32 protein-coding genes are annotated in these 26,497 nt (G+C 62.7%); 19 read left to right on the forward strand and 13 right to left on the reverse strand.

Going from position 1 to position 26,497, the window contains the following annotated elements; all coding sequences use genetic code 11:
- Positions 1-171 precede the first annotated feature (171 nt).
- Positions 172-966 carry a response regulator gene (locus LPJGGPFB_RS31920; protein ID WP_173423928.1) on the reverse strand — a complete coding sequence of 265 codons (795 nt, stop codon included), beginning with the start codon at positions 964-966 and terminating at the stop codon, positions 172-174.
- A gap of 133 nt (positions 967-1,099) precedes the next feature.
- On the opposite strand from LPJGGPFB_RS31920, the gene LPJGGPFB_RS31925 reads away from it, so the two are divergent.
- The 3 genes from LPJGGPFB_RS31925 to LPJGGPFB_RS31935 all read left to right on the forward strand — a co-directional run bounded on the left by LPJGGPFB_RS31925 (position 1,100) and on the right by LPJGGPFB_RS31935 (position 3,512).
- Complete coding sequence (locus LPJGGPFB_RS31925) at positions 1,100-1,294, forward strand: NepR family anti-sigma factor (RefSeq protein WP_077503294.1); 195 nt, start codon at positions 1,100-1,102, stop codon at positions 1,292-1,294.
- 8 nt (positions 1,295-1,302) lie between these two features.
- Positions 1,303-1,857 (forward strand): RNA polymerase sigma factor, encoded by a 555-nt coding sequence (locus LPJGGPFB_RS31930; protein ID WP_077503295.1) that lies wholly within the window; start codon positions 1,303-1,305, stop codon positions 1,855-1,857.
- Between the two features lie 146 nt (positions 1,858-2,003).
- The gene (locus LPJGGPFB_RS31935) at positions 2,004-3,512 is read left to right on the forward strand and encodes a sensor histidine kinase (RefSeq protein WP_173423929.1); all 1,509 of its coding nucleotides are present in this window, start codon (positions 2,004-2,006) and stop codon (positions 3,510-3,512) included.
- Here LPJGGPFB_RS31935 and LPJGGPFB_RS31940 read toward each other — a convergent pair.
- The 7 genes from LPJGGPFB_RS31940 to hemP all read right to left on the reverse strand — a co-directional run bounded on the left by LPJGGPFB_RS31940 (position 3,509) and on the right by hemP (position 8,720).
- Entirely contained in the window at positions 3,509-3,931 is a 423-nt protein-coding gene (locus LPJGGPFB_RS31940; RefSeq protein ID WP_173423930.1) for a hypothetical protein, read from the reverse strand. The two genes, LPJGGPFB_RS31935 and LPJGGPFB_RS31940, sit on opposite strands and share 4 nt — an antisense overlap.
- A gap of 82 nt (positions 3,932-4,013) precedes the next feature.
- Positions 4,014-4,382 (reverse strand): ElaB/YgaM/YqjD family protein, encoded by a 369-nt coding sequence (locus tag LPJGGPFB_RS31945; protein WP_173423931.1) that lies wholly within the window; start codon positions 4,380-4,382, stop codon positions 4,014-4,016.
- A 165-nt stretch (positions 4,383-4,547) separates the two neighbouring features.
- Positions 4,548-5,339, reverse strand: a complete 792-nt coding sequence (locus LPJGGPFB_RS31950) for a heme ABC transporter ATP-binding protein (protein WP_173423932.1) — start codon at positions 5,337-5,339, stop codon at positions 4,548-4,550.
- Between the two features lie 9 nt (positions 5,340-5,348).
- A complete protein-coding gene (locus tag LPJGGPFB_RS31955; protein WP_173423933.1) occupies positions 5,349-6,473 on the reverse strand; it encodes a FecCD family ABC transporter permease in 1,125 nt (374 codons plus the stop codon).
- Complete coding sequence (locus LPJGGPFB_RS31960; RefSeq protein ID WP_173423934.1) at positions 6,460-7,410, reverse strand: heme/hemin ABC transporter substrate-binding protein; 951 nt, start codon at positions 7,408-7,410, stop codon at positions 6,460-6,462. Before LPJGGPFB_RS31960 ends, LPJGGPFB_RS31955 begins: the two co-directional genes overlap by 14 nt.
- A 10-nt stretch (positions 7,411-7,420) precedes the next feature.
- Positions 7,421-8,482: a hemin-degrading factor gene (locus tag LPJGGPFB_RS31965; protein ID WP_173423935.1), complete on the reverse strand. Its 1,062-nt coding sequence runs from the start codon at positions 8,480-8,482 to the stop codon at positions 7,421-7,423.
- Between the two features lie 10 nt (positions 8,483-8,492).
- Complete coding sequence (gene hemP, locus LPJGGPFB_RS33555) at positions 8,493-8,720, reverse strand: hemin uptake protein HemP (protein WP_210264675.1); 228 nt, start codon at positions 8,718-8,720, stop codon at positions 8,493-8,495.
- Between the two features lie 164 nt (positions 8,721-8,884).
- Here hemP and LPJGGPFB_RS31975 point away from each other — a divergent pair, with 164 nt between their 5' ends.
- The 5 genes from LPJGGPFB_RS31975 (at position 8,885) to hmuQ (ending at position 11,580) form a co-directional block, all read left to right on the forward strand.
- A complete protein-coding gene (locus tag LPJGGPFB_RS31975; protein WP_173423982.1) occupies positions 8,885-9,322 on the forward strand; it encodes a hypothetical protein in 438 nt (145 codons plus the stop codon).
- A 62-nt stretch (positions 9,323-9,384) separates the two neighbouring features.
- On the forward strand, positions 9,385-10,302 hold the full coding sequence (locus tag LPJGGPFB_RS31980; protein ID WP_173423937.1) for an energy transducer TonB family protein: 918 nt from the start codon (positions 9,385-9,387) through the stop codon (positions 10,300-10,302).
- Positions 10,303-10,510: 208 nt separating this feature from the next.
- Positions 10,511-10,921: a DUF2325 domain-containing protein gene (locus LPJGGPFB_RS31985; RefSeq protein ID WP_173423938.1), complete on the forward strand. Its 411-nt coding sequence runs from the start codon at positions 10,511-10,513 to the stop codon at positions 10,919-10,921.
- A gap of 64 nt (positions 10,922-10,985) precedes the next feature.
- Complete coding sequence (locus tag LPJGGPFB_RS31990; protein WP_173423939.1) at positions 10,986-11,255, forward strand: hypothetical protein; 270 nt, start codon at positions 10,986-10,988, stop codon at positions 11,253-11,255.
- Positions 11,256-11,265: 10 nt separating this feature from the next.
- Positions 11,266-11,580, forward strand: coding sequence for a heme-degrading protein HmuQ (gene hmuQ / locus LPJGGPFB_RS31995; protein ID WP_173423940.1), 315 nt, complete (start codon positions 11,266-11,268; stop codon positions 11,578-11,580).
- Between the two features lie 29 nt (positions 11,581-11,609).
- On the opposite strand, the gene LPJGGPFB_RS32000 is transcribed toward hmuQ, so the two are convergent.
- A complete protein-coding gene (locus LPJGGPFB_RS32000; protein WP_173423941.1) occupies positions 11,610-11,978 on the reverse strand; it encodes a DUF423 domain-containing protein in 369 nt (122 codons plus the stop codon).
- Positions 11,979-11,980: 2 nt separating this feature from the next.
- Positions 11,981-12,373: a globin domain-containing protein gene (locus LPJGGPFB_RS32005; RefSeq protein WP_173423942.1), complete on the reverse strand. Its 393-nt coding sequence runs from the start codon at positions 12,371-12,373 to the stop codon at positions 11,981-11,983.
- Between the two features lie 140 nt (positions 12,374-12,513).
- Here LPJGGPFB_RS32005 and LPJGGPFB_RS32010 point away from each other — a divergent pair, with 140 nt between their 5' ends.
- The 4 genes from LPJGGPFB_RS32010 to LPJGGPFB_RS32025 all read left to right on the forward strand — a co-directional run bounded on the left by LPJGGPFB_RS32010 (position 12,514) and on the right by LPJGGPFB_RS32025 (position 15,403).
- Positions 12,514-13,074 carry a TetR/AcrR family transcriptional regulator gene (locus LPJGGPFB_RS32010; protein ID WP_173423943.1) on the forward strand — a complete coding sequence of 187 codons (561 nt, stop codon included), beginning with the start codon at positions 12,514-12,516 and terminating at the stop codon, positions 13,072-13,074.
- A gap of 17 nt (positions 13,075-13,091) precedes the next feature.
- Positions 13,092-13,433, forward strand: coding sequence for a DMT family transporter (locus LPJGGPFB_RS32015; protein ID WP_173423944.1), 342 nt, complete (start codon positions 13,092-13,094; stop codon positions 13,431-13,433).
- Between the two features lie 135 nt (positions 13,434-13,568).
- Positions 13,569-14,354 carry a ThuA domain-containing protein gene (locus tag LPJGGPFB_RS32020; RefSeq protein WP_173423945.1) on the forward strand — a complete coding sequence of 262 codons (786 nt, stop codon included), beginning with the start codon at positions 13,569-13,571 and terminating at the stop codon, positions 14,352-14,354.
- Positions 14,355-14,359: 5 nt separating this feature from the next.
- Positions 14,360-15,403 carry a Gfo/Idh/MocA family protein gene (locus tag LPJGGPFB_RS32025; protein ID WP_173423946.1) on the forward strand — a complete coding sequence of 348 codons (1,044 nt, stop codon included), beginning with the start codon at positions 14,360-14,362 and terminating at the stop codon, positions 15,401-15,403.
- A 7-nt stretch (positions 15,404-15,410) separates the two neighbouring features.
- Here the strand turns inward: LPJGGPFB_RS32025 and LPJGGPFB_RS32030 are convergent, their stop codons facing one another.
- Together LPJGGPFB_RS32030 and LPJGGPFB_RS32035 are read right to left on the reverse strand one after the other, a co-directional pair.
- Entirely contained in the window at positions 15,411-16,427 is a 1,017-nt protein-coding gene (locus tag LPJGGPFB_RS32030; protein ID WP_173423947.1) for a LacI family DNA-binding transcriptional regulator, read from the reverse strand.
- Between the two features lie 65 nt (positions 16,428-16,492).
- Positions 16,493-17,716: an alpha/beta hydrolase gene (locus LPJGGPFB_RS32035; protein WP_173423948.1), complete on the reverse strand. Its 1,224-nt coding sequence runs from the start codon at positions 17,714-17,716 to the stop codon at positions 16,493-16,495.
- Between the two features lie 335 nt (positions 17,717-18,051).
- Here LPJGGPFB_RS32035 and LPJGGPFB_RS32040 point away from each other — a divergent pair, with 335 nt between their 5' ends.
- Genes LPJGGPFB_RS32040 through LPJGGPFB_RS32065 form a run of 6 tightly spaced genes read left to right on the forward strand, consistent with a single transcriptional unit; the run spans position 18,052 to position 24,404 of the window.
- Positions 18,052-19,107, forward strand: coding sequence for a dipeptidase (locus tag LPJGGPFB_RS32040; protein WP_173423949.1), 1,056 nt, complete (start codon positions 18,052-18,054; stop codon positions 19,105-19,107).
- A 50-nt stretch (positions 19,108-19,157) separates the two neighbouring features.
- Positions 19,158-20,798 (forward strand): ABC transporter substrate-binding protein, encoded by a 1,641-nt coding sequence (locus tag LPJGGPFB_RS32045; protein WP_173423950.1) that lies wholly within the window; start codon positions 19,158-19,160, stop codon positions 20,796-20,798.
- 42 nt (positions 20,799-20,840) lie between these two features.
- Entirely contained in the window at positions 20,841-21,884 is a 1,044-nt protein-coding gene (locus LPJGGPFB_RS32050) for an ABC transporter permease (RefSeq protein WP_173423983.1), read from the forward strand.
- Positions 21,881-22,813: a nickel transporter permease gene (gene nikC / locus LPJGGPFB_RS32055; protein ID WP_112810654.1), complete on the forward strand. Its 933-nt coding sequence runs from the start codon at positions 21,881-21,883 to the stop codon at positions 22,811-22,813. The genes LPJGGPFB_RS32050 and nikC overlap by 4 nt, the downstream gene beginning before the upstream one ends.
- Positions 22,810-23,643 carry an ABC transporter ATP-binding protein gene (locus LPJGGPFB_RS32060; RefSeq protein WP_173423951.1) on the forward strand — a complete coding sequence of 278 codons (834 nt, stop codon included), beginning with the start codon at positions 22,810-22,812 and terminating at the stop codon, positions 23,641-23,643. Before nikC ends, LPJGGPFB_RS32060 begins: the two co-directional genes overlap by 4 nt.
- The gene (locus LPJGGPFB_RS32065) at positions 23,640-24,404 is read left to right on the forward strand and encodes an ABC transporter ATP-binding protein (RefSeq protein WP_173423952.1); all 765 of its coding nucleotides are present in this window, start codon (positions 23,640-23,642) and stop codon (positions 24,402-24,404) included. Before LPJGGPFB_RS32060 ends, LPJGGPFB_RS32065 begins: the two co-directional genes overlap by 4 nt.
- Before the next feature lie 160 nt (positions 24,405-24,564).
- Here LPJGGPFB_RS32065 and LPJGGPFB_RS32070 read toward each other — a convergent pair whose 3' ends face one another.
- The gene (locus LPJGGPFB_RS32070) at positions 24,565-25,302 is read right to left on the reverse strand and encodes a glycosyltransferase family 2 protein (protein WP_234903170.1); all 738 of its coding nucleotides are present in this window, start codon (positions 25,300-25,302) and stop codon (positions 24,565-24,567) included.
- A gap of 416 nt (positions 25,303-25,718) precedes the next feature.
- On the opposite strand from LPJGGPFB_RS32070, the gene LPJGGPFB_RS32075 reads away from it, so the two are divergent.
- A complete protein-coding gene (locus LPJGGPFB_RS32075; protein ID WP_173423953.1) occupies positions 25,719-26,489 on the forward strand; it encodes a glycosyltransferase family 25 protein in 771 nt (256 codons plus the stop codon).
- Positions 26,490-26,497: the final 8 nt, after the last annotated feature.

Genomic DNA, 26,497 nt, shown 5'->3' on the forward strand with positions numbered 1-26,497 from the left:
TCCCCGTGTGAGTTGAACAATGTCAGCCAGTGCCTTCCCTCGGCACTGGCTGTTTTGTTTTCAGCCCTCGGATCGCCCAGTGGATCGCCGGGTGGGCCGCTTGAACAGGCAGCAGCAGACATACAAAAGCCGGCGACCGAAGCCGCCGGCGATAAAGCGTTGCGTCGATGGTTAGGCTGCGGCCTTGGTCGACTCGTTGAAGAACAGCGCCTGGCTGATCAGAGCCTTCACCATATCGGGGTTGAACGGCTTGGTGACCAGGAAGGTCGGTTCCGGGCGTTCGCCGGTCAACAGGCGCTCGGGGAAGGCGGTGATGAAGATCACCGGAATCGCGCTGGTCTTGAGGATGTCGTTGACCGCGTCGATGCCCGAGCTGCCGTCGGCAAGCTGGATATCGGCAAGCACCATGCTCGGCCGGGTCTTCTTGTAAAGCGCGATCGCCTCGTCGCGGGTGCGGGCAATGCCGGTGACGCGGTGGCCGAGGCTCTCGACCATGTTCTCGATATCGATGGCGATCAGCGGCTCGTCCTCGATGATCATGATATCGGTCGCGACCTGACGCGAGATTTCCTGCGAGGCGCGGTCGAGAAGCGCGCCGATCTTGTCGTCGCTGACGTCAAGGATTTCGCTGGCTTCTTCGGGGCGGAAACCTTCGACCGATACGAGAAGGAACGCCTGGCGAGCAAGCGGCGACACGTTCGCCAGGTTGACCGATGCGCGTTGCTCCCACGCAAAGGGCGAAATCGGTTCGGGAACCAGCACTGACGAGGACCCGAAGAGCGACGTATAGAGACGGAACAGCGAGACCCGGTCGTTGCTGGCCTCCGGGAAAATGGAGGTGTCGGCAATCAGGGCTTCGAGCACGGCGGCCACATAGGCGTCGCCGGATGTCTGCGAGCCGGTCAATGCGCGCGAGTAGCGGCGCAGATAAGGCAGCAGCGGCGCGATCCGTGTGGACAATGTCATGGGGAACTCCCTCGAGATATTAATTGCGGTGACGTCCGAAAACGTTCCACGCAAAAAAAAGTTCCGAGAGGGAACATTTCATTTTTCAGACGCGTTAAGGCGGTAATGAACACCACAAGGCGACAGATTGACAATGAAGTATAAAACAGGGGCGGGGCGCACTTCCGGTACGACCTCATGGACCGAAGACCCAAACGCACAGATCGCAGCCAAGCTGAAGGCGCTCTATCAGTCCGTTCAGGAAGAAGCGATACCCTCGCGTTTTCTAGATCTTCTGGAGAAACTCGATGCGGCCGAGCAGCAGTCGGTTCTGCAGGGTAGGGAGTGAGCGCCGGAATGTCGTCGGAAAAGAATGATTTCAAGCGAGAGATGCTCGCCGCCCTGCCGAGCCTTCGCGCTTTTGCCATGTCCCTCATCGGTCGCCATGACCGGGCGGATGATCTTGTCCAGGACACGATCATGAAGGCCTGGGCCAAGCAGGACCATTTCCAGATGGGCACGAACATGAAGGCCTGGCTGTTCACCATCCTGCGCAACGAACTCTATAGCCAGATGCGCAAGCGCGGACGAGAAGTCCAGGACAGCGACGGCCATTTCACCGAGTCGCTCGCCCACCATCCGGAACAGTATGGTTCGCTGGACCTGCAGGATTTCCGTCGGGCACTGGAAACACTGCCCCCGGATCAGCGCGAGGCGATCATTCTCGTCGGAGCGTCGGGTTTCTCCTACGAGGAGGCGGCGACGATCTGCGGTTGCGCGCTCGGCACCATCAAGAGCCGGGTCAATCGCGCACGCCAGCGCCTTCAGGATATCCTCCAGGTTCAGGGCGAAAACGACTACGGTCCGGACGAAACGTCCGCTCCCATCACCTCTCGGGCATTCGTTTCCTGATTCGAAAGCTTTTTTGGCCGCCAGAGCGTTGCAAATCGAGAGCAGCCCTGCTTTCACTGGCGGCCTGAATGCCTCCGCATAGGAGCGCCGTGCGTCGATGGCAATTGGCGCCGGTGGCCGAGGCGGCAGTTTGGAGTTGAGGCCGGATGCGCGAAAAACGAGAAGAAAACACCGCCTCACCGGAGACATCGCTGCTCGACGCGCCCGAACGTCTGCGTGTGCTGCACGCGACAGTGCCGGATATGGCCGTCCCCGATACGGATTTCGACGGCATTACCGAAATCGCCGCCCGCCTCTTCGATGCGCCGATCGCGCTCGTCAGCCTGCTTGACCGCGAGTGGCAATGGTTCAAATCCGCTGTCGGCACGTCGGAGCCGCGGGCGTCATCGGAAGATTCGTTCTGCGTACACGCGGCCGCGGATTCCGGAGGCGCCGGCCTCGTCGTTCTCGACGCTTCAGCCGATCTGCGGTTCCGCAGCCGACCGCTTGTCGCCGGTGCGCCATTCCTGCGCTTTTACGCCGGTGCGCCGATCGTCCTCGATGGCCAGCCGGTCGGCACGGTCTGCGTGCTCGACGTTGCCGTGCGCGGCGAGGTTGCGCCGCATCTGATGGAACAGTTGCGCCGGCTTGCCGGCCTTGCCGCTGCCCTGCTCAAGCTCAAGGACGAAGCGCGTCGTCGTGCCATCAAGGAAGCAGCACTTTCGCGCGAGGAACAGCGTCACGCCATGGCGCTGGAGGCGGCCAACATTGGCAGCTGGCTCTGGGATGTCCGCTCCGGCGTGATCGCCGGCAACAGCGCCTTGATGCGCATGTTCGGATTGCCGACCGATCGTTCGTTCGGCGCAAGAGAAGTGTTCGGTGCCATCCATCCTGACGACCGCGGAGCCACCTTCGCCAAGCTTCGTCAGGCGATGAAGGCGGATGAGGAATATGACGGCATGTTCCGGATCGGCGACACCGGCCGGTGGCTGCTCGGCCGCGGGCGGGTGCATGATCGGGACGCCAAGGGAAACCCGCTGACCTTCATCGGCGTCACCATCGATGTCACCGACCAGCAGGCGTCGGTCCAGCGGACGCGGCTTTTGCTCAAGGAACTCAATCACCGGGTCAAGAATACCCTGGCGATGCTGCAGTCTCTCGCCCGCCAGACGCTGCGCCAGACCAGCGACCCGGCTGAATTCATGACCGCCTTTGCCGGTCGGCTTCAGGCGATCTCCGAGGCGCACGGGCTGTTATCGGATCACGAGTGGGGCACGATCCGGCTTGCGGACCTGATCTCCAAGCAATTGATGCCGCATGTCAGCGTCTATGCGGATCAGATCGAACTGCACAAGGATGAGGTGCTGCTTGGGCCGGATCAGGCGGTCGGCCTCGGGCTTGTGCTGCACGAATTGGCGACCAACGCGGTGAAGTACGGCTCGCTGTCGGTGCCGAATGGCAAGGTGGTGCTGACGGCGCGCAATGTCGTGGAGGAAGGCGAGGCGGTGCTGCACCTGACGTGGACTGAGGTCGGCGGACCGCCGGTGCGCGAACCGAAACGTCGAGGCTTCGGCTCCATCCTGATAGAGCGCAGCCTCGACAAGGTTCTCGGCAGTTCGGTGAAGGTGGAATACATGGCGGCCGGCGTGACCGCCTTGATCCGCGTGCCGCTCTAGGAATCCCTGCGTTTCTTGCCGGTGCCGAGCAGGGCGCCGATGGCCAGTGCGGTGCCGACAGCAACGAGCGGATTCTTGCGCAGAATGCTTGTCGCAGCCAGGATCGTCAAATTGGTCTTCACCATCGAACGCCGGCGGCGTTCTTCTGCCAGGCGCCTATCCCGGCCCTCCAGGGCAATCATGACGATGATCACGATAAGAGCCGTGAGAATGAGGGCTGCTGCAATCGACGCGGCGGCGATGACAGGTGAATAGGTGGCGCTGAGATAGAGCGCGACCGCGATCAGTGCGAAGACGTAGGCGGTGACAAGCAGCACGGCGACGACGGCGCAGAGCGCGGCGTTGCGCTTGAAACGGGATGCGCTGGCGCCGATGTCGGCGGCCAGCAAGGCGGACAGGGCAGCCCCAAGTGGACCCATGCGCTTCTACTCCTGAAAGACGTCAAAACGGGTGGGACGCTTGCGGCGTTCCCACCCTGTTGCGTGGTGGCCTCACGCTCGTCTAGCGCCGCAGGAGGGCGGCTGCGACCAGGCCGATCAGCGCTGCTGTGCCGAGCGTTGCGAAGGGGTGCTCGCGGACCGCATTGCGCAGCTGTTTTTCCGTGCCGGCGTAACGGCTACGCAGGTCGCCCAGCAATTCCTCGCCGGTTGCAAGCAGATCCTGAAGGCCGGCTTCGGCCTGTTCGCGCGCATCGTGCGCCTTGTTGCGCGCCTGTTTCGACGCATCGGCGCCGCGATCGGCAAGCAGTGCCGCCAGCGCTGCCATATCGCTTCGCAGTTCGCTGAGCTGATCTTCGATGGAAATGTCCGTGAGCGCACCGTTGCGCTTGCTCGACCGTGAACTGGAACCTGAGAAGAGGCCTGAAGCCATGATTGGTCTCCTTTTCGCTGCAACGCCGGCCAAGGTCGACCGGCGTGATCTGCTCGAACCGGCATGCGCGCTCATCATCGCGGCCGGCCTTTCACGGAGAACAACGCACGAGTGCGCAAATTGTTTCGATAAATCTTGAAGTTGGCGCGATTTGCAGCGGGGCGGTCAGAGCGTCGCCGTCTGCGGCAACACGAAGGGCACTCCGGCGGCCGGCATGGCGCTGACCTGCATGCGGCAACCGAACACCGCCTCCATCGTCTCGTCCGTCAGCACATCGCCTGGCGCACCGCTTGCCCGGATCACGCCGGACTTCATCATGATCATCCGGTCGGCGAACATCGCCGTCAGGTTGAGGTCATGCATGACGGCGATGACGCCGCCGCCCTGTTCACAAAACCGGCGCGCCAGCTGCATGATGGTCAGCTGATGGCGGATGTCGAGGCTCGAAACCGGCTCGTCGAGCAGCAGGTAACGGGGCTCACCATCGGCGACCGGGTTGGAAATCTGACAAAGGACGCGCGCCAGCTGCACCCGCTGCTGCTCGCCGCCGGAAAGCTCCTGATAGAAGCGGCCAGCAAAGCCGCCGAGATCGACAGATTCGAGCGCGTCGGCTGCAATGCGGTCATTGGCCTTGGTATCGGCGTTCGCACCCGCGGTCAGGCCCAAACGCACCACTTCGCGGACCGTGAAGGGAAACGAAATCACGGTCGATTGCGGCAGCACGCCGCGTTTCAGCGCAAGTTCCCAGGGTTTCAGGCCCTTGAGATTGCGGCCGTTGATGCTGACCGAACCGCTTTCCGGCGCCAATTCGCCGGAGATCGCCTTCAACGTCGTCGTCTTGCCGCAGCCGTTCGGCCCGACGATTGCGGTCAACGCCCCCGGTGCTGCCTCGAGCGAAATGCCGTGGATGACTTGGCGGCCGCCCAAACGGACAGAAAGGTTCGATACGGTGATCATGGTCTTGTCTCACAGCCCCATGGTCGTGCGACCGCGCAGCAGGATCCACAGGAAGAACGGTGCACCGATGAAGGCGGTGACGATGCCGATCGGCAGCTCGGCGGGTGACGCGATGGTGCGGGCGATCATGTCGGCCAGGATCAGCAAGGTTCCGCCGAGCAGCGCCGATGCCGGGATGAGATAGCGGTGATCCGGGCCGATGACCAGCCGCAGGAGATGCGGCACGACGATGCCGACAAAGCCGATGCCGCCGCTGACGGCGACCGACGCGCCCGTTGCCGCGGCAACGCTGACGATGGCGATGTTCTTCATGCGCTGCACTGGGATGCCCATATGGAAGGCGGCGGCTTCGCCGAGCGTAATCGCGTTGAGGCCGCGTGCCAGGAAGGGCGTGACGGCGAGCGACAGGAGAATGATGGGGGCAGCCGCGCCGATCTTCGTCCAATTGGCGCCGGCAAGCGAGCCTAGACCCCAGAAGGTGACATCGCGCAGTTGCTTGTCGTCGGCCATGAAGATCAGCACGCCGGTGAAGGCGCCGGTGAGCGCGCCGAGCGCGATTCCGGCGAGAAGCAGCGTCGCAACCGATGTCTGCCCGCCGCGCGTGGCAATCCGGTAGAGCAGGAGCGTGGTCACGAGGCCGCCGACGAAGGCAGCGATCGGCAGGGCGTAAAAACCAAAGAGCGCAAATAGCGGGCCGAACACCGCCGAACCGAGCACGATCAGGAGGACTGCGCCGAGGCTCGCGCCGGAGGAAACGCCGACGAGGCCGGGATCGGCCAGCGGGTTGCGAAACAGCCCTTGCATGACCACGCCGGAGACGGCGAGCGACGCACCGACGAGCATGCCGAGCACGGCGCGCGGCAGCCGGATGTCGAGAATGATGATGCGATCGCGAACGCTCAGGACCTGATCCGCCTCGCTTGTACCCAGGAGCCAGCGCACGACATTGGATAGCGACGCGTCGGCAGCGCCGGTCATGATCGAGCTGACGAAGGTTGCCGCTGCAAAGACGACGAGCAGCACAATGACGACGCCGGCCAGTCGTGCACGATTGCCGGACCGCCATTCGGCCCGGATATCGGCAGCAAAGGCGGTCAGGCGCATGCCGCGGTCCAATGCCTCACTGCGAGGCATTGGCCTTCTTCCCGTAGATTGCGGCATTGAGGTCGCGGATGGCGCTTGCCGTGCGCGGGCCGAAGCCGAGCAGATGCAGGCCGTCCATGCGGATCAGCGCCTGTGTCTTGGCGGCGGGCGTCAGGCTCAGCGACGGCAAGGCGAAAAGTTCGGCCGCCTTGGCGCTGTGCTCGCCGCCGCGATCCATCATCAGGATGACGTCGGGCTTGGCCTCGATGATCGCCTCGTCGGTCAGAGCCTTGTAGCCCGGAAACTGGCCGGCAGCATTGATCGCGCCCGAGAGCTCGATGATGCCGTTGGCAGCCGTGCCGGTGCCCGAAGCCATGATCTTGCCACCCTGGGTGCTGAGCACGAAAAGAACGCGCTTGCGCTCTCCTTCCGGGCGCTTGGCACCATCGGCAATCGCCGCAGCAAGGTCGGTTTCCACCGACTTTGCGAGCGCTTCGGCCTTGTCGGGCACATTGAGGAAGGTGCCGACCGAGCGGATCTTTGTGGGGATGCTGTCCTTGTCGAAGGTTTCCGGCACGCTGGTAAAGGCGATATTGGCCTCCTTCAGGATGGCAAGCGCTTCCGGCGGGCCGCTGCCTTCGACGGCGACGATCGCGGTCGGGTTAACCGCGATGATGCCTTCAGGGGCGAGCTGACGCATGTAGCCGACGTCGGGCAGCTTGTTTGCCGCTTCCGGATAGGTGCTGGTCGAGTCCCGGCCGACGAGGCGACCCTCCTCGCCAAGTGCGTAGATGATCTCGGTGATCGCGCCACCGACCGAAACGACGCGCGAGACGTCCGGCTTCTCGATGCTTTCCGCCATCGCCGGTCGGATGAACGACGGCGCCCCCGGCGCCACGGCGGGCAGCAGGAAAGGAGCGGAAACCGCGAAGGCGGCCAAAGCCAGCTCCCAGCGGCGAAGGCGGCGGAAGTCGAGACCCTTGATCATCACGCTGTCCTTAAGCTGCGACGGTGGTGTCGAGGCGCGCCAGGCCCTCGGCGATATCGCGCCACTCGGGGCGCTCGGCAAAACCTTCCTTACGCTTGCCGAAGAACTGGATGATCATCTCGCCCTTGGCGTCCAGCGCCTCGATCGAGGTGACGTGACCATCGGCAGTCGGCTTGCGCACGGCCCAAAGCTCGGCAATGTGGTCGGTGCGTAGGTGAAGGTGGAAGGTCGGATCCATGACGTTGAGCCAAGGGCCCATCGGGGCAATCTTGGCGATCGGGCCGGAATGGATCTGGATCATGCCGCGGTTGCCGACGAAGCACATGATCGGCAACTCGATCTCGGCGCTGGCGCGCATCATCGTTTCGACACTCGACGGGTCGAGGCGCCAGGCGAAGTCGTCGCCGATGTGCTGCAGGGCCTGGCGGCGGCCGATCTTCAGCTTGCGCAGCAGGCCGTGGAACTGATGCGTGTCGGTCATCTTGGCCCAGCGGTCACGCAGTTCGGTAACGTCGACGACGTTTTCCGGCTTGTCGTCGCCAGCCGGCGTGCTGGTGTCGGCAACAAAGGTCTGCGCCTGGTCGTCGAGGCGGAAGTCTTCGACGATCTTGTCGTAGGCGGCGACGTTCGACGCCGGGCGCAGGTGCAGCTTGTGCACGGCATTGCCCCACTTGTCGAAGAACTGCAGGCTCTTGCGCGCTTCGCCGCTGTCGTCGGTCTTGGTCACGGCGAAGGCATGCGCCCAGGCGCTCGGGAAGACGCGCAGGTCGATCTGCTCGCCAAGAACGATGCTCGCCATCTCGCCCGTCGTGATTTTTTCAAAGACGCCGATCTTTTCGTGAACGGCGCTCTCGTTGCGGGTTAGCGCCATGACCTCGCCGAGCTCCTCGGCGCGCAGAAGGAAACGGTTGGCATCCGCGTCGATGCGCACCGCGGTCAAACCACATTCGGCGGCCACGAGCGCTGCTTCCGAAACGCCGAGCTGAGCCGCGATGTCGCGCTCGCGCATTTTCGGGTTCTCGGCGCGGTAGGCGCGGATTTCGGACGGGGTGGGACGGAGGCTCTCGGTCATTGTCATTCGCCTATTTGTTCAGGATCAGTTTGCCTTGGCGGGTGATCTTCATGCGGTAGATCGCGCCGTCGTGGGAAATGAGGATCTCGTTTTCGCCGCGAAACAGGTCGCGGCTTTCGACGACCCGCTGGACACGCTGCGCGGATGCCGCAGGTTGCGAAAGTCGCGCATAATCAGTGTCATCAGCTGTCACGGTTCGGTCGTCTCTAGATGGCGGGCCGCGGCGTTTTTCCCGCATTTCCTGCCGCGCAATTCGTTTACTATCTTGACTTCATTACTCATATTTCTTTATGGACGCAATACCGGATCGCCACACTCAAGTTAGATGCTTCACGCTTGTGGACAGATGGCGACGACTTCAACGCTCCGTGGCCCGGAGCGCCGTTCGCGAGTGGTATTAGAATGATGCACTTTTCCCGTATGATTGCTCCCGTGGCCCTCGCATTTGCGCTTGCAGCAGGTGGCGCTGCAGCACAGGAGGCGGCACTCGCCGGCGCGCTCAATATCGAGCTGAACGAGGTTGCGCCGTCGCAGAAAGGCTGCAAGCTCACTTTCGTTGCCGGCAACGCCTTCGCCCAGAGCCTGAGCAAGGTTTCCTTCGAATTCGTGATTTTCGATCAGAAGGGTCTGGTCGAGCGCATGGCGGTGCTCGATTTCCGCGACCTGCCTGCCGGCAAGACCAAGGTTCGCCAGTTCGATCTGCCCGGCACCAATTGCGAGGCGGTCAAGAGCCTGCTGATCAATGACGCACCTGCCTGCGTCGGCGAGGGCGTTCAGGGCGACGCTTGCATGAAGGCACTCAAGACCGGCTCGAAGTCGCCGGTCGAACTCAAGGGCTGATGTCCGGTTTTTACATTGAGTACTGCGTTTGCGTCGCGGTTCGCGGCGGAGGTTAGGCTAAGATGAAGCATACCATCAAATGGATCGGCGCGATCGCCTTCTCGCTCGTAGCGCATGCCAGCGGTGCGATGTATCTCGCCTCGTCGGCGCCGCAAGACGAGCCGGCCTTCGTGATGGGCGGCGTGGCGACCGAAGTCGCCCTTCTCGGCGATGCCTTTGATGAAACGCTGCAGGCCGGCGATCCATCCGAAATCGTCGAGCCGACCGAAGACACGCCCGACGAGCTGAAGCCCGAGGAAATCCAGCCGGTCGAAGAGTTGACGTCGACGACGCCGGAGATCGTGGCCGAGCAGCCGCATGACCTGGTGGCAACGGAAGCCGACGTCATTCTTCCGGCGGAACAGGTTCCCACCTTGCAGGTCGCCGAAGCTGTGGTCACGGCCAGCGTAGCGCCGGTCGAGACCGTCGTGCCGGAGGAAAAGCCAGAGATCGTGGAGCCGAAGAAGGAGAAGGTTGAAAAACCCGAACCGAAGAAGGATCCGGTCAAAAAGAAGAAGGTCACCCGCAAAAAGTCGGGCGACAAGGGCGAGCAGGCACAGAGCCAGGTCAAAGGCAAAGCCGACGGTCTGGAGAATGCCAAGTCCGCCACGGCATCCGGGCAAGGCAAGGTTTCGTCGGCCGAGGGCAATGCCTCCTTTGACAACTACAAGGGCAAGGTGCGCACCAAGGTCAACAGGAAGCATCGCTATCCCTCCCAAGCCAGGCGCCAGGGCATAGCCGGCACTGCAACCGTAAGCTTTGTCGTGTCGGCGGACGGCGGGCTGTCCGGCCTTCGCCTGGCAGGAAGTTCCGGCTCGCCGATTCTCGACCAGGCGGCCCTCGATACGGTGCGCCGTGCGGCACCGTTCCCACCGATCCCGGCCGATGCCGGTCGCAGCAGCTGGACCTTCAGTTTGCCGATCGCCTACAATCCGGGCTGAAGCCAGCGATTGACGCCGGGCGAGGTCAGCCGAAATGTCCCGGCGGCCTCTCGAAATAAATATGATTACAAAACTCATGTTTATACTTTACTCTGAATATCAAGTTTAATAAGTTGCCGCCGTGACGCAACCGAACGGTGTGTGTCGATCCCGATGCGATCGGTTGCCATGAGGGCAGCTGACGCAGCAATGAGGCGGAGAAGATTGCATGCGCGGCAAGCGTCACCACAATGCGGCCAAGAGCGGCAAGGGTCGTTCCGGTTCCGAACGGGTCGAGGTCCGCGAAGAGGTCGCCAAGACGACACTCGAAGGCCGCAGTTTTCTCTATGTCGGCGGGCGCGACTGCCAGGTCGCCCATCTGCGCGAAATCGCCAGTTCCTTCGGTGCGGAGTTGCTGCATCACGATGGCGGCCTGCGCGAGGCGGTATCGCGCATCGACCGCGTCCTTCCTTCTGTCGACTGTGTCTTCTGCCCGATCGATTGCATCAGCCACGATGCGTGTCTTCGCGTGAAGACCGGCTGCAAGAAGTGGGGCAAGGCCTTCGTGCCGCTGCGCAACGGTTCGAAGTCGAGCCTCGAGCGGGCGCTGCAGGACCTCACCAACAGCCGCAACGACTAGAACCACCCAAAAACATGACGCGCGGCGATGGCGAGTGGCTGCCCGCGCGCCTGGAGATTTCGACATGATTGAAGACCGACAGGACAAGTGCATGATGATCGGCCTGCACAAGTTGGCAGCGCAAAATGGCGATGGGCTCGTGCCCGAACTCTATGAATTGCTGACGCGGCGCTCCCGCATGCTCGAAGAAAACCCGAATGTCACCGAGTTCCCGTCCTGGGAAACGCGCCGGCCGGGCCGGGATCCCTTTGGGCTTGCGGAGGCGCAGGAGGCCACTATTGTTGCCTTCCCGAGAGCGGCCAACGAGCCGGCTCGCAAGAAAGACAGCGCATAAGAGGCAGGCTATGTTCTACGCAATGAACCGTTTTCGTATCGCCATCGGCCAGGAAGAGGCTTTCGAAGCCATCTGGAAGGGCCGCGATTCAAGCCTTGCCGAAATGCCGGGCTTCCTCTCGTTTCATCTTCTGAGGGGCGAAAGCGTGCCGGAGGAGGGGTATACGCTCTTCGTGTCGAATTCGACCTGGAAGGACAAGGATGCCTTCTCGGCCTGGACGAAGTCGGAGAATTTCCGGGCCGCCCACAAGAACGCAGGCGACAACCGGGCGATGTATCTAGGGCCCCCGAAGTTCGAAGGTTTTTCCGTCGTCGAAGGCGCCTGATCCCCCGCGCTGCGAACGGTCTTTAAGCGTCACGGCGCCTTCTTTGGAAGGAAGGCGCCGAGCGAAACGGCAAGCCAGCCGGCCATGATCGTCGTGCCGCCGAGCGGCGCCGACATCGGAAACAGGCCCTGTCCCGCCATGTGGCGCATGGCGAGGTCGGCTGAAAACAGCGCCGTTCCAAATGCGATCAGCAAGGCTGCGACCGGAGCGGTGCGGAAGCTCGGCCAGGCCGCGTAAAGTGCGACGAGCGCCGGGGCATGCGCCAGGCACATGGCGGAGATCCCGGCAAGCAGCCTGGGGTCGGGGCCATGCGATGCGGCGGCGGCGCTGACCACCCCGGCAAGCCCCATCAATCCGGCGACAAAGAGCGTCGTTGCGCGCAATCCACTTGAAGGCATCGTCATTCCTTGTTCTGCATGTGCAAGGCGAGGCGGGTGATGGGATCGAGGATAATCTGCCGCAACTTCGGATGGGTCACCGTTTCTTCCAGCGCGCGGGTGAAGCAGAGCAGCCATTCGTCCCGCTCCTGCGGCCCGATCTCGGCCACGAAATGCCGGCGCCGCAGCATCGGATGGCCACGTTTTTCCACATAGATCGGCGGCCCGCCGAGCCAGCCGGTCAGATACTCGTAGAATTTTTCCTCGCTACCCGACAGGTCAGGCGGATGAACCGCGCGACAACGTGCGGCTTCCGGAAGCGTGTCCATCAGTTCGTAGAAACGATGGGTCAGCGCACGCACCGTTGGGTCGCCGCCGATCGCGTCATAGAGGGTCGTCGTTTCCTGATCTGCCATCGCCGCTTCCTTCGTGCCTTTGTCCTAGCCCGCCAGGACCTGACGGACAACGGCTTTCCGCCTCTTGTTTTTGCGGCGTTTCGGCGCGGGATTGTCGCGGTGATCTTGACAAACCGTCCAGACGGTATCTTTATAATGCCATGACAGACGCCCATCGCCGCAAGAAGCAACCCGAACAGGTCCGCCAGCAATTGCTGGAGGTCGCCGCGCGCCTGTCGCATGAGCAGGGGGTGGCAGGCATCACGCTGGATGCGGTGTCGCATGCGGCCGGCGTCAGCAAGGGTGGGCTGCTGCACCATTTTCCCAACAAGTCGGCGCTGCTCGATGGATTGTTCGACGATCTCGTCGTGCGGTTCGATGCGGCGATCGAAAAGGCGATGGCCGCGGATCCGGTGGCGCAGGGGCGTTTTACCCGCGCCTATGTCGATGTCTGCTCGACGCTCGACCCCGATGCGGACGTGCCCGGCTGGCGGATGCTGACGATCGCGATGATTGCCGAGCCGAACCTGAAGGTCCGCTGGCGCGAATGGGTCAATCGCCGCTCTCAGGAGTTCGCGGAAACCGACGCCTCGCCACACTGCGTGCTCGCCCGGTTTGCGGCAGATGGCCTCTGGCTCGCCGACCTGATGCAGAGCCATGACCTTGATGCCGCGGCACGCCTCGCGCTGGCCGACAATCTCAAAGCGCTTTCAACGCGATAGGTCGGAGGGAGACCAAAATGAACCCCGCCATGCTCTATGCCGTCCTGGTCGTTGCGATCGTCTTTGAGGTGCTCGGGACCTCGGCGATGCAGGCCGCACAGCATTTTACCCGGCTGGTGCCGACGGTGACGATGGTCGTCTGTTACGCCATCGCCTTCTTCTTCCTGTCCTACACGCTGCGCTATATCCCTGTTGGCATCGCCTATGCGGTGTGGAGTGGTCTCGGCATCGTCTTGATTTCACTCGTCGGATACTTTGCTTTTGGCCAGAAGCTGGATCTTGCCGCCGTGATCGGGCTCGGGCTCATCATCTGCGGCGTCATCGTGCTCAACGTCTTCTCCAAGTCCACGTTCCACTGAAAATCTCTCTGCCGACATCCGGTCGCTGACATCAGGCAGGGCAAAAAGCGCTTGCAAAGGCGTTGGCGCATGACTAGTTCTACGAATTGAAACCGCTTTCAATTTTAACAGCTGCGCATAAACGGGAGTTTGCCGATGCCAATCCGGACAGTCGTGTGGGGCGAAAACATCCATGAGCAGACCAATGAGGTCGTGAGAAGCATCTATCCCAACGGGATGCACAACACGATCGCGGCGGCGCTGAACACCGACGTTTCGATCGAGGCGACGACAGCGACGCTGCAGGAGCCGGAACATGGCCTGACCGAGGCGCGACTCGCTGCGACCGATGTGCTTCTGTGGTGGGGGCACAAGGATCATGGTGCGGTCAGCGACGAGGTGGTCGAGCGCGTCGCCAAGCGCGTCTGGGAAGGCATGGGCCTGATCGTTCTGCATTCCGGTCATTTCTCGAAAATCTTCAAGCGGCTGATGGGCACGCCTTGCGCGCTCAAATGGCGCGAGGCCGGCGAGCGTGAACGCGTCTGGGCGATCAATCCGCGCCACCCGATTGCCGAGGGCATCGGCGAGAATTTTGTCCTCGAAAACGAAGAGATGTATGGCGAGCAGTTTTCCGTGCCGGAGCCGCTGGAGACGGTGTTCATCTCGTGGTTTGCCGGCGGCGAAGTGTTTCGTTCCGGTCTCACCTGGCGCCGCGGTGCCGGCAACATCTTCTATTTCCGTCCGGGCCATGAGACCTATCCGACTTATCATGACGCCAATGTCCAGAAGGTGCTGCGCAACGCGGTCAAGTGGGCCTACAACGCCGACAACCGCTACACCGCGATCCACGACGCGCCGAACGTGCCGGTGGAAAATGCGCTGGAGCCGATCGTCGAGCGTGGGCCCAAGCTGCATGAGGCCGGCGAAGCCGGCTACAGGTGATCGCTATGCGTCTTCTTGTTGTTGGAACCGGCGGCATGGCCAACAGCCATGCCGAAGCCTTCGCCGGGATCGAAGGCGTAGACATGGTGGGGGCGGTCGACGTCGACCCCAAGCGCGCCAAGGACTTTGCCGAGAGACACGGCATCGCGAACACCTTCACCTCGCTCGACGAGGCGATCGCCTGGGGCAAGTTCGATGCGGCGACGAACGTGACGCCGGACAAGGCGCACCACCCGACGACGTTGGCATTGCTTGCTGCCGGCAAGCATGTGCTGTGCGAAAAGCCGCTCGCGGAAAATTACGCCAAGGCCGCGGAAATGGCCGATGCGGCGGAGCGATCTGGCCTCGTCACCATGGTCAACCTAACCTATCGCAATGTCGCGCCGCTGCAGAAGGCGAGGGCGATGGTGCTGGCCGGCGATGTTGGCAGGCTGCGCCACCTCGAAGCTTCCTATCTGCAGAGCTGGCTCGTCTCCAAGGCCTGGGGCGACTGGGCGACGGAATCGCAGTGGCTCTGGCGACTGTCGACCAAACACGGTTCGAACGGTGTTCTGGGCGATGTCGGCATCCATATCCTCGATTTTGCCGGTTATGGCGCCGGCACCGACGCCGAGCGGATTTTTGCGCGGCTGAAGACCTTCGACAAGGCGCCGGAAAACCGCATCGGCGAGTATGATCTCGACGCCAATGACAGCTTTGTCATGACCGCCGAGTTCGGCAACGGTGCCATGGGCGTGATCCATGCCAGCCGCTGGGCGACCGGCCACCTCAACGAGTTGCGGCTTCGGCTGCACGGCGACAAGGGTGCGCTTGAAGTGGTGCATACGCCGGATGGCTCGACGCTTCGTGCCTGCCTCGGCACGGATGTCGAAACGGCGACCTGGCGCGATGTCGATGCCGGCACGGTGCCGACCAACTACGAGCGGTTTGCCGCCGCGGTTAAGGACGCCAAGACGGTTGAGCCGGGCTTCCGCCATGCCGCGAACCTGCAGAAGGTGCTGGACCTGGCGCTGGAGACCGAAGCCGAAAGGCGCGAACTCTCGGTTTGACAGCGCTTCAGTTCGGAGGCGGTGCGGTGGAACTGCGCATGACCAGCTCCACCGGCCAGACCTGGCACAGATCGGCCGCTGGCGTGCCCTGAAGAAGGTCCAGAGCCATCTCGGCGATCCGCGTTCCCGCAGCGCGGATCGATGAGCGCGTGGTGGTGAGCGTCGGGATCAGGTTCTCGGGGCTCAGATACGGAAAGACGTCGTCGTGGGCGATCAGGGAGATGTGTTCGCCGACGGTCATTCCGGCGCTGCGGATGGCCCGCATCGCGCCGAGCGCCGACATCATCGAGCCGGCCAAGACGGCCGTCGGCCGGTTTTCCTGTGCCAAGAACCCCTGCATCAGGCGAAAACCCATCTCGTCGGTGAAGTCGCCATTGCCGAGCAGGTTGGGATCGATATCGATGCCGCGCGCGCCGAGGGCTGCCGCATAACCGTCCTGTCGATGTTCGGTGAAGGTATAGCCGCGATGGCCGTTGACCAGCGCGATGCGGCGGTGGCCGAGAGCGGTCAAAAGCTCGGTCGCCTGGCGGATCGCGCCGAAATTGTCGATGTCGAGAAAGGCGAAATTGCCTGCGGTCCCGGTTCGCCCATGCAGGACGAAAGGCAGCCGCAGCTCGGTCAGAAGGGCGATGCGCGGATCGTCGACCGCAGGCGAATGCAGGATGACCGCATCGACGCGCTTGCTGGCGGCAAGCCGGCGGTAGGTTGCAAGCTCCGCTTCCCGCGTGTCGACGGTGGAAAGCAGGATATCGACATCAGCCTGCTGCAGCCGGCTGCCGAGTCCGCCCATGAACTCGCTGGTGTGCGGGCCGAAATCGCCGCCGCCGCGAAAGACGATGCCGATGGTGCCGACGCGTCCGGTCGCAAGCCCGAGCGCGCTGGTGTTCGGCCGATAGCCGAGTTCGGCTGCCGCCTTCAGCACCCGTTCGCGCGTCGTCTTCTTGACTTCCGGATAACCGCTGAGCGCACGGCTGACCGTCGTTTGCGACAGCCCCAGCTGGCCTGCGAACTCCTTGAGATTCATTTCATTTTCCCGTTGCCCGATAAAGCATAGCCTACCGGGCCTTGACCACGCAACAAGGAGCGATCTCAGGGGGCAACAGTCGAGCCGACGGTGTTTTCCACCGATTGGCCAAGGCGGCGGACCTGATTGCCGTAGTTGGCGCGGGTGCGTGGGTCGAAGATCATGATCGGCGTCGACACAGCGACGCTGGCGGCGCTGCCGACGGTCTGGGCGGTGCCGAGCGTCACGGCGCCGATGCGCTCCCCGAGGCCGACATCGGAATCGGTGACCGTCTGGCCGGCGATCAATCGGTTGCCGAGCAGTTGCACGACTTCAGGGCTTTCGGCGAATTTGCCGTGGTTCAACTTGTCGCCGCCTTTCAGCGCCGTCAGGTCGAGAACGGTGATGCCAGCGGTTTCCAGCTGGGTGCGATAGGGCTCGACCGTCGGGTCGATTTGTCCGAGACGGTCGATATTGCCGGAAATCCGGCGGGAGAGGTTGAGCGCACGGTCGTCGCGCGACACGAACAGCGTGAACTTCGGCCGTGCCTTGCCCATCGCCTGGATCTGCTTGCCGAACACGTCGACGTCGAGATCCGGCGAGGCGAGGATGACGTCGGTGATCTTCGGCGCGATGCGGCCATCACGGATCGCCATTTGTCGGAGCGCCTCGACCGTGACCCACGATCCCATCGAGTGGGCCATGACGGTGATTTCGCCGACCTTCGGGTCGCGCGCCGCGCGGTGCAGCAGGTCTTCGAGCGCGTCGCGCGAATAGTTGGTGCTTTCCTTGTCGTAGTTGTAGTCGAAGACGCTTGCGCGCGACGGCCAGGTGAAGATCACCGGCGCGACATCCGTTCCCGAATCGTGGACGATCTGGGCGTAGCGATAGACCGCGTCCTCATAACGGTTGTTGAAGCCGTGGACGAAGATCAGCACGCGCCGGCTTTTCGGCAGATTGCCCTTCAGCCAGGACTGCGCGTCGTCCTTACCCTTCAGCGGCGTCACACTGACGGTCGAAAACTCGCGTTCGGGATTGGCCGGCAGTTTCTTCGGCCACTGAACCTGACCAACCGTGCGGCTCTTTTCGGGCGGGATCGAGACGACAATTTCGGTAAGCGACAGTTCATCTGAGCGCTCGCCGCTGAAAAGCACGCCGGGCTCGGTCGAGGGCGCGCGGGTGGTGGCGACCAGCAGATCGACTTCCGAGGCGCCGCCGGCCGTTCCCGATGGAACGAGCACGCCGACCGGTCGGCTGGCACAGGCTGCCAGAACGGACGCCAGGAGCAGAACGGTGGCGACGCGGCCCACTTGGCCCGGTCGGCCAGCCCAAGAAAACAAACGCAGCAACAAAACCCCCAATACCGCATCATGCGGCGCGCCGATCCATAACCCCGGATCCGGCCAGTCTCATGCCCTAGAAATGGCAGAATTTCTGCCCTCGGCATAGCTTTTCGGCCTGTTCGCGCCCTCTCTGATGGTGCACGTGCGGCAAACATGCAACATTTCGCGACAGCGGGCGTTGGGTAAAACCCCTCAATATCAATTGAAAAGGGATCGGCGTTTCAATAGCATCCGATCTTTCCTCCTTCGGTGCGGCATTGTATGCCTCATCCGATCTCCCTGAAAACATAAGGAAATCCGGAATGCAGGCGGTTTTCGATGGCCATAATGACGTGCTTCTGCGGCTATGGCAGAACGCGCGCAAGGGAAGCGACCCGGTTGGCGAGTTCGTCGGCGGTACCGACAAGGGACATATCGATGCGCCGCGTGCGAAAACAGGCGGCCTGATCGGCGGTCTGTGCGCGATCTACGTTCCCTCGGGCGATCTGGTGCTGGCGGGTCCGGACGCGAATGGCCACTATGCCACACCGCTCTCCGCGCCGCTCGAGCATCTGCCGTCGCTGGGCGTCGCCATCGAGATGGCCGATATCGCTGTCCGTCTCGATCGGGCCGGCGCCTGGAAGCTTTGCCGTTCGACCGCCGAAATCCGCGATGCGGCCGGGCAGGGCACCTTTGCATCCGTGCTGCACATGGAAGGCTGCGAGGCGATCGGTGCCGATCTGTCGTCGCTCGAAACGTTCTATGCCGCCGGCCTGCGTTCGCTCGGACCGGTCTGGAGCCGCCACAACGCCTTTGCCCACGGCGTGCCCTTCGCTTTCCCGATGTCGCCCGATACCGCGCCGGGCCTGACCGAGGCCGGTTTTGAGCTGGTGAAGGCGTGCAACCGCCTGGGCATCCTCATCGATCTCGCCCATATCACCGAAAAAGGGTTCTGGGACGTCGCCAAGGCGAGCGACCAGCCGCTGGTCGTCAGCCACTCGAATGCCCATGCGCTGACGGCGGTTGCGCGCAACCTCACCGACAGGCAGCTCGATGCCGTCAGTGAAAGCAAGGGCCTCGTCGGTCTCAACTACGCAACCACGATGCTGCGCGCCGACGCGCAGGAAAACGCCGCGACACCGCTTTCCGACATGGTTCGCCACATCGACTACATGGTCGAGCGGATGGGGATCGACTGCGTCGGGCTCGGTTCCGACTTCGACGGCGCGACGATACCGGAAGATATCGGCGATGCGGCGGGCGGCCAGAAGCTCGTTGCGGCGCTCAAGACCGCCGGATATGGTGACGCCGAACTGGCAAAGATATGCCGGGAGAACTGGCTGAGAGTTCTGGGGCAGGCTTGGCACGAGGCCGCCTGAACCCATGAAGAAGAGCCCCGAAAGGGGTGCAAACGAGGGAACTGCAAAAAATGATGCACAAGCTCAATGGACGTCTTCGTCTTCTGACCGCTTCGGCGGCGCTCGCCATGGTGATGGCCGCGACCGCACCGGCCTTTGCCGAAACGCCAAAGGACACGCTGGTCGAAGCCTTTGCAATCGACGACGTCATCTCCATGGATCCGGGCGAAGCCTTCGAGCTGACCGCGGCCGAAATCACCGGCAACACCTACAGCATGCTGGTTCGCCTCGACATCAACGACACCACCAAGGTTGTCGGTGATCTGGCCGACAGCTGGACCGTGTCTGACGATGGCCTGACCTATACGTTCAAGCTGAAGCCCGGCCTGAAGTTTGCCTCCGGCAATCCGGTGACGGCTGCCGATGTCGCCTGGTCGTTCGAGCGCGCCGTCAAGCTCGACAAGAGCCCCGCCTTCATCCTCACCCAGTTCGGCCTCACCGGCGACAACGTGACGGAAAAGGCCAAGGCCACCGACGACACGACCTTCGTCTTTACCGTCGACCAACCCTACGCACCGAGCTTCGTCTTGAACTGCCTGACGGCAACCGTCGGCGCCGTGCTCGACAAGAAGCTGGTGCTTGAAAACGTCAAGCCTGTCACGCCGAGCGACGAGTACAAGTACGACAACGACTTCGGCAATGAATGGCTGAAGACCGGCTATGCCGGCTCGGGCCCGTTCAAGCTGCGCGAATGGCGCGCCAACGAAGTCATCGTTCTCGAGCGCAACGAAAACTACTATGGCGAACAGGCAAAGCTTGCCCGCGTCATCTATCGCCACATGAAGGAAAGCTCGGGCCAGCGCCTGGCGCTGGAAGCCGGCGACATCGACGTCGCGCGCAACCTGGAGCCGGGCGATTTCGACGCCGTTGCGAAGAATGGCGACCTTGCCACGACCAATGCGCCGAAGGGCACCGTCTACTACATCAGCCTCAACCAGAAGAACGCCAACCTTGCCAAGCCTGAGGTGCGCGAAGCGTTCAAGTACCTGGTCGACTACGATGCAATCGGCTCGACCCTCATCAAGGGCATCGGCGAAATCCACCAGAGCTTCCTGCCGAAGGGCGTTCTGGGTGCGCTTGACGAGAACCCCTACAAGTTCGACGTCGCCAAGGCGAAGGAACTGCTGGCCAAGGCCGGCCTTGCCGACGGCTTCACCGTCACCATGGACGTACGCAACGGCCAGCCGGTCACCGGCATTGCCGAATCCTTCCAGCAGACGCTCGGCCAGGCCGGCGTGAAGCTGGAAATCATCCCCGGCGACGGCAAGCAGACGCTGACGAAGTACCGTGCCCGTAACCACGACATGTATATCGGTCAGTGGGGCATGGACTATTTCGACCCGAACTCGAATGCCGAAACCTTCACCGCCAACCCCGACAACTCCGACGAAGGCAAGAACAAGACGCTTGCCTGGCGCAATGCCTGGGACGTTCCGGAACTGACGAAGAAGACCAAGGCTGCCCTGCTCGAGCGTGACAGCGCCAAGCGTGCGGAAACCTACAAGGAACTGCAGAAGACCGTTCTCGGCGAAAGCCCGTTCGTGATCATCTTCCAGCAGACCGAAGTCGCCGGCTACCGCGGCAACGTCAAGGGCCTGAAGCTCGGCCCGAGCTTCGACACCAACTTCGTTGCTGGCATCTCGAAGGAATAACCCGAAAGGATAGTTCCCTTGAGCATGAGCGGAACAGAACGGATGGGCGGGCGCCGACGCGCCCGTCCAGCGAAGATCGTGGGCGCCGTTTTGCGGTTCCTGGTGATCGTCGTCACCACCTATCTCGGCCTTCTGGCCGTGACCTTCTTCATCGGCCGGGTGATCCCGATCGACCCGGTGCTCGCCGTCCTCGGCGACCGGGCGCCGACGCATGTCGTCGAAAGGACGCGCGAGGCGATGGGGCTGAACCTGCCCCTCTATCAACAGTTCTTCATCTATGTCCGCCAGGCGCTGACCGGTGACTTCGGCATCTCGGTGCTGACGACCAATCCCGTGATGACCGACATCCGCCGCGTTTTTCCGGCGACCATGGAGCTTGCGACGCTCGGCACGCTGATCGGCGCCATCTTCGGTGTGCCGCTCGGTGTTCTCGCCGCCGTCAAGCGCGGCAGCATTGCCGACCAGATCGTGCGCGTCATCGGGCTTGTCGGCTATTCCGTGCCGATCTTCTGGCTGGCGCTCCTGTCGCTGCTGGTGTTCTACGCCCGGCTGAAGTGGGTCGCCTATCCCGGCCGCATCGACATCGTCTTCGAATACACCTTCACGCCGATCACCGGCTTCTACCTGTTCGACGCGCTCTGGCAACGGCAGTGGGACGTGCTGTGGGATGTTTTCCGCCACATCATCCTGCCGGCATCGCTGCTCGGTTATTTCTCGCTTGCGTATATCAGCCGCATGACGCGCAGCTTCATGCTGAACGAACTGCAGCAGGAATACATCGTTGCCGCCCGCGCCAAGGGGCTTTCGGAAACCCGGATCATCTGGGGCCACGCGCTGCGCAATGCCGCCGTGCCGCTCGTGACCGTGATTGCGCTTTCCTATGCCGGTCTGCTCGAGGGGTCGGTCCTGACTGAAACCGTCTTCGCCTGGCCGGGCCTTGGTCTCTACATCACCAATTCGCTGCAGAATGCCGACATGAATGCCGTTCTCGGTGGCACCATCGTCATCGGTTCGGTCTTCATCGGCATCAATCTCCTGTCCGATCTTCTCTATCGGACGCTTGACCCAAGGACGCGCCAGCGATGAGCACCGTCACAGAAACCCGCCCGATGACGCGCCGCGAATGGCTGTTGTCCGATCGGCCGCAATCGCGCACCCAGGCGCGCCTCGGCCGTGCCTACATGACCTGGCAGCGCTTTTCCGCCAACAAGCTGGCCGTTCTCGGCCTCTTGATCCTGCTGGCGCTGGTGTTCATCGCTGCCTTTGCCAACGTGCTGGCGCCGCACTCGCCCTATATCGGCGATCTCGCCAACGCCCGCCTGCTGCCGCCCGGGACCCCCGGCTACCTGCTCGGCACGGACGATCTCGGTCGTGACATTCTCTCCCGGCTGATCCACGGCTCGCGTCTGACGCTCGCCGTCGTGCTGCTCGTCGCAATTATCGCCGCCCCGGTCGGCCTGATCGTCGGCGCGGTCGCGGGCTATGCCGGCGGCTGGGTCGATGCCGTGCTGATGCGCATCACCGATATCTTCCTCGCCTTTCCGAAGCTGGTGCTGGCTCTCGCTTTCGTGGCCGCACTTGGCCCCGGCATCGAGAATGCCGTCATCGCGATCGCGATTACCTCCTGGCCGCCCTATGCGCGCATCGCGCGCGCCGAAACGCTGACGGTTCGCAACTCCGACTATATCGCCGCCGTGCAGCTGATGGGCGCGTCGCCGACGCGCATCGTCTTCCGCCATGTGATGCCGATGTGCATGTCGTCCCTGATCGTGCGCGTCACGCTCGATATGGCCGGCATCATCCTGACCGCCGCGGGCCTAGGCTTCCTCGGCCTCGGCGCGCAGCCGCCACTCCCGGAATGGGGCGCGATGATCGCATCCGGTCGCCGCTTCATCCTCGACCAGTGGTGGGTTGCCACCATGCCCGGCGTTGCGATCCTGATCGTCAGCCTCGGCTTCAACCTGCTCGGCGACGGCCTGCGCGACGCCCTCGACCCGCGGGAGAGCGGACAATGAGCCCGCTCCTGACTGTCGACGACCTGAAGGTCTCGTTTCCGACCCGCACCGGGGTGGTCGAAGCCGTGCGTGGGGTCTCCTTCACGCTCGGGCGCGAGCGGCTCGGCATTGTTGGCGAAAGTGGCTCCGGCAAGTCGCAGACCGGCCGCGCGATCATGGGACTGACGCCCGCGCATGCGCGGGTAACGGCCAAGACGCTTTCCTTTGAGGGCATCGACCTGCTTTCGGCCGCGCCGAAGGTGCGGCGGGATCTCAGAGGCAAGCGGATCGCCATGATCCTGCAGGACCCGAAGTACTCGCTGAACCCGGTGATGAGCATCGGGCGGCAGATCGTCGAGACATTGACGCGACACGAGAAGGTCGGCCGTGCGGAAGCGCGCGAGCGGGCGCTCGACATGCTGGAGGCGGTGCAAATCCGCGATCCCGGCCGCGTCTTCGATCTCTATCCGCACGAAGTTTCAGGCGGCATGGGACAGCGCGCGATGATCGCGATGATGCTGGTGGCCGGCCCTGAGCTGCTGATTGCCGACGAGCCGACCTCCGCGCTCGACGTGACCGTCCAGCTCGAAGTGCTTGGTATCCTCGACAAGCTGGTGTCCGACCGCGGCATGGGCCTGATTTTCGTCTCGCACGACCTCAGGCTGGTGTCGTCGTTCTGCGACCGCGTCATCGTCATGTATGCCGGCAAGATCGTAGAGGAGCTTGCCGCGTCCGATCTAGCAAACGCCAAACATCCCTATACCCAGGGCCTGTTGAACTGCATGCCGGCGATCGGCTCCGATCGCCACCCGCTGCCCGTTCTCGATCGCAAACCGGAGTGGGCCCTATGACGACCGCCACCGTATCCGCCGAAAATCTCGTCGTGACCTATGACGAGTTCAAGGCACTGGATGATGTCAGCATCGATGTCGCGCCCGGCGAATCCTTCGGGCTCGTCGGCGAGTCCGGCTCCGGAAAGTCGACCCTGCTTCGCGCGATCGCCGGCCTTGCGCCGGTGACGTCAGGCAAGATCCGGGTGCATGATCGGGTGCTCGTCGGGAACCGCCGCGACAAGGCGTTCTATCGCGATGTGCAGATGGTGTTTCAGGACCCTTACGGTTCGTTGCATCCACGCCAGACGATCGATCGGCAACTGCTCGAACCTCTCGCCATTCACGGCGTCGCCGATGGCGAGCGCCGCATCCTGAAGGCGCTCGACGAAGTCGGCCTCGGCTCGGGTTTCCGTTTCCGTTATCCGCACCAGCTTTCCGGCGGCCAGCGTCAGCGTATCGCCATTGCCCGGGCGCTGATCCTCGAGCCATCAATCCTGTTGCTCGACGAGCCGACCTCGGCGCTCGACGCGTCGGTGCAGGCGGAGGTGCTGAACCTGCTCGAACAGGTGCGGCGAGACCGCAAGCTCACCTTCATCATGGTCAGCCATGACCTCGGGGTCGTCACCCACATGTGCGACCGCCTGGCGGTGATGCAGAATGGCCGTGTGGTCGAGCGGCTGTCGTCGGCTGATCTCGTCGCAGGGCGCATCGGCGAAGAGTATACGCGCAATCTGATGGTCGCGAGCAAGGGCTTTCAGCGCAAGGGTGTTGCTGCCTGACTTTGAAAAATCAGCCGTCGCGCCGAAGTGGGGTGACGGCTGATCAATACGCCTGTGTCGCAAGAAACGCGGGCAACGCCGACCGCCGGCGCTCCGGAAATCCGGTTCTGAGCATCTTGTCTGCCTTCGGCACTTCCGTCGAAAGCGGGATGCTCCGGGTTCAGCTGCCGTTTTCCCAGGTCGAGGTGGAGTTGGTGATCACCTTGCGAATGTTGCGCTGATCGCGCCATTCCCGTCCCATGTCGCGAATGACCGGCTTTGCCTCCGGCGAGAAGATGTAGTTGCGATAGCTTGCGACGTAGGCTTCCATGGCCGGGTTGACCCCGGAATAAAACTGCTTTTCAGGATCGCGGCTGAGATCCATCAGGCTGGCGCAATGGCGCGCGAAGTTGCCGCGCAGGATTGACGGCGAGGTGGTGAACTTCGGGAAGGTGCGAAACAGCGGGATCTTGATGCCGAGCAGCCGCGCATACTCGTTGCGCTGATGGACGTGGCCCTTGCGTGCGATGTCCCAGTTCTGGTCGGCGGTGTGAAACGATACCTGCATGACGGACGGATCGTCAAAGGGCTCGAAGAGTTCCTTGCCCATGTCCCTAAGCGAAATCCAGTCGTCTTCCAGGTGGAAGACATAGTCCGATTTGCTTGCCGCCCATGTTCTTGCGACGGCGGCGCAAAAGCCGGGCTGCTCCGGCTCGAAAATCACCGCATCGGGAAAGTGCCCACGCATGACCTGAATGCAGGCCGCATGGTCGTCTGGCGTGCCGAAGGCCGGATCGAGATTGAGATAGGTCGATCCCATATCAAGCTGGCAAAGCACCTTCTCGCGAAAACTCGCAAGGGTTTGCGCAAGCAGTTCGGGCCGCCGGGTGGCAACGATGCAAAGGTCAATTTGAGGCATTGCACTTCCTGATCGATGCGGCGGCTTGCTGCCTGCCTTTCGCGCGGTCGCTCCCGGGCGGCGTGCGCGGGAGGTTAAAAGGCGCTGGTAGGGCGTGCCAAACGGCCACAGTATCGCTGCCAATGAAGGTCTTCGCTTAGACCAAGCCACGATCTTGCGCAATTGCGCAGCCTTAGACTTCCATGCGATATTTTCCGACGCAAGACCGCCACGGCAATTCTTCGCAACGGTCTACCTGCCTTCGTATCGACCTGAGACTGGATCATCGGACGGGCGCCGTGCATTCAACGCGTCTTGACGCCGACAACACCAATATGGCGATACCGGGCAGCGGTGGCGGATTGACAAGTTCGCTCCAGTTGGCCCAGAAACCTTGCGAAATGTGATGATCAAGTGACACAGGGGTGATCGATAAAGTGAAGGATACTGCGCTCGAGATTGTCGTGGTTAATCTGGAACGTTCCGTCGAGCGACGTGAGGACATGGTGCGCCTGCTTGAACCGCTCGGATTGCCCTACAGCTTTTTCGATGCGGTCGACGGGCGCAAGGGGCGGCATTCGTCATTTGACCATTTTGACGAGCATCTTGCTGAAGTTCGCAGAGGGTTCATTCTCAATGCAGGTGAACTTGGGTGCTTCGCCAGCCACTATCTTCTTTGGGAGCGCTGCGTGCGAGAGAACAAGCCGCTTCTCATCTTCGAAGATGATGTCGTTCTCAACGACAATTTTGCGGAAGCCTATCACTTCGCCGCCCGCAAGATCGAGCGCTACGGGCTCTTGCGGTTTTCCGGGCACAAGCGGCGCCAATGGGCGACATGCGAGCGCCTGAACGACGCGATGCGCATTGTCCGCTTCGAGCGTGGACCGCACGGGACGTCGTGCTATGCGGTGTCGCCACAGGCCGCATCCAAGCTTTTGGCCACGGCCGCGATTTGGTTCGAGCCGGTCGATTGCCACCTGGATCGGTTCTGGACCCACGGGGTCGGTTCCTATGGGATCTCGCCGTTGCCTGTCACGCACGCGGCGGAAACGCCCGAGCAATCGGAGATCTGGCAGGGAGGCCAGCGTGCAAAGAAGTCGCGGCGCTTCCGGCGACTGCGGGCGATCTACCGCGCGCGTGACGATATCGGTCGCTTCCTGAGCAATCTGCCTTATGTGGGGCGATGGAAAGAGCCGGACGAGGCGTGACGGGTCAG

The sequence above is a fragment of the Ensifer adhaerens genome, assembly GCF_013283195.1.
In the GTDB taxonomy this organism is placed as follows: domain Bacteria; phylum Pseudomonadota; class Alphaproteobacteria; order Rhizobiales; family Rhizobiaceae; genus Ensifer; species Ensifer adhaerens_G.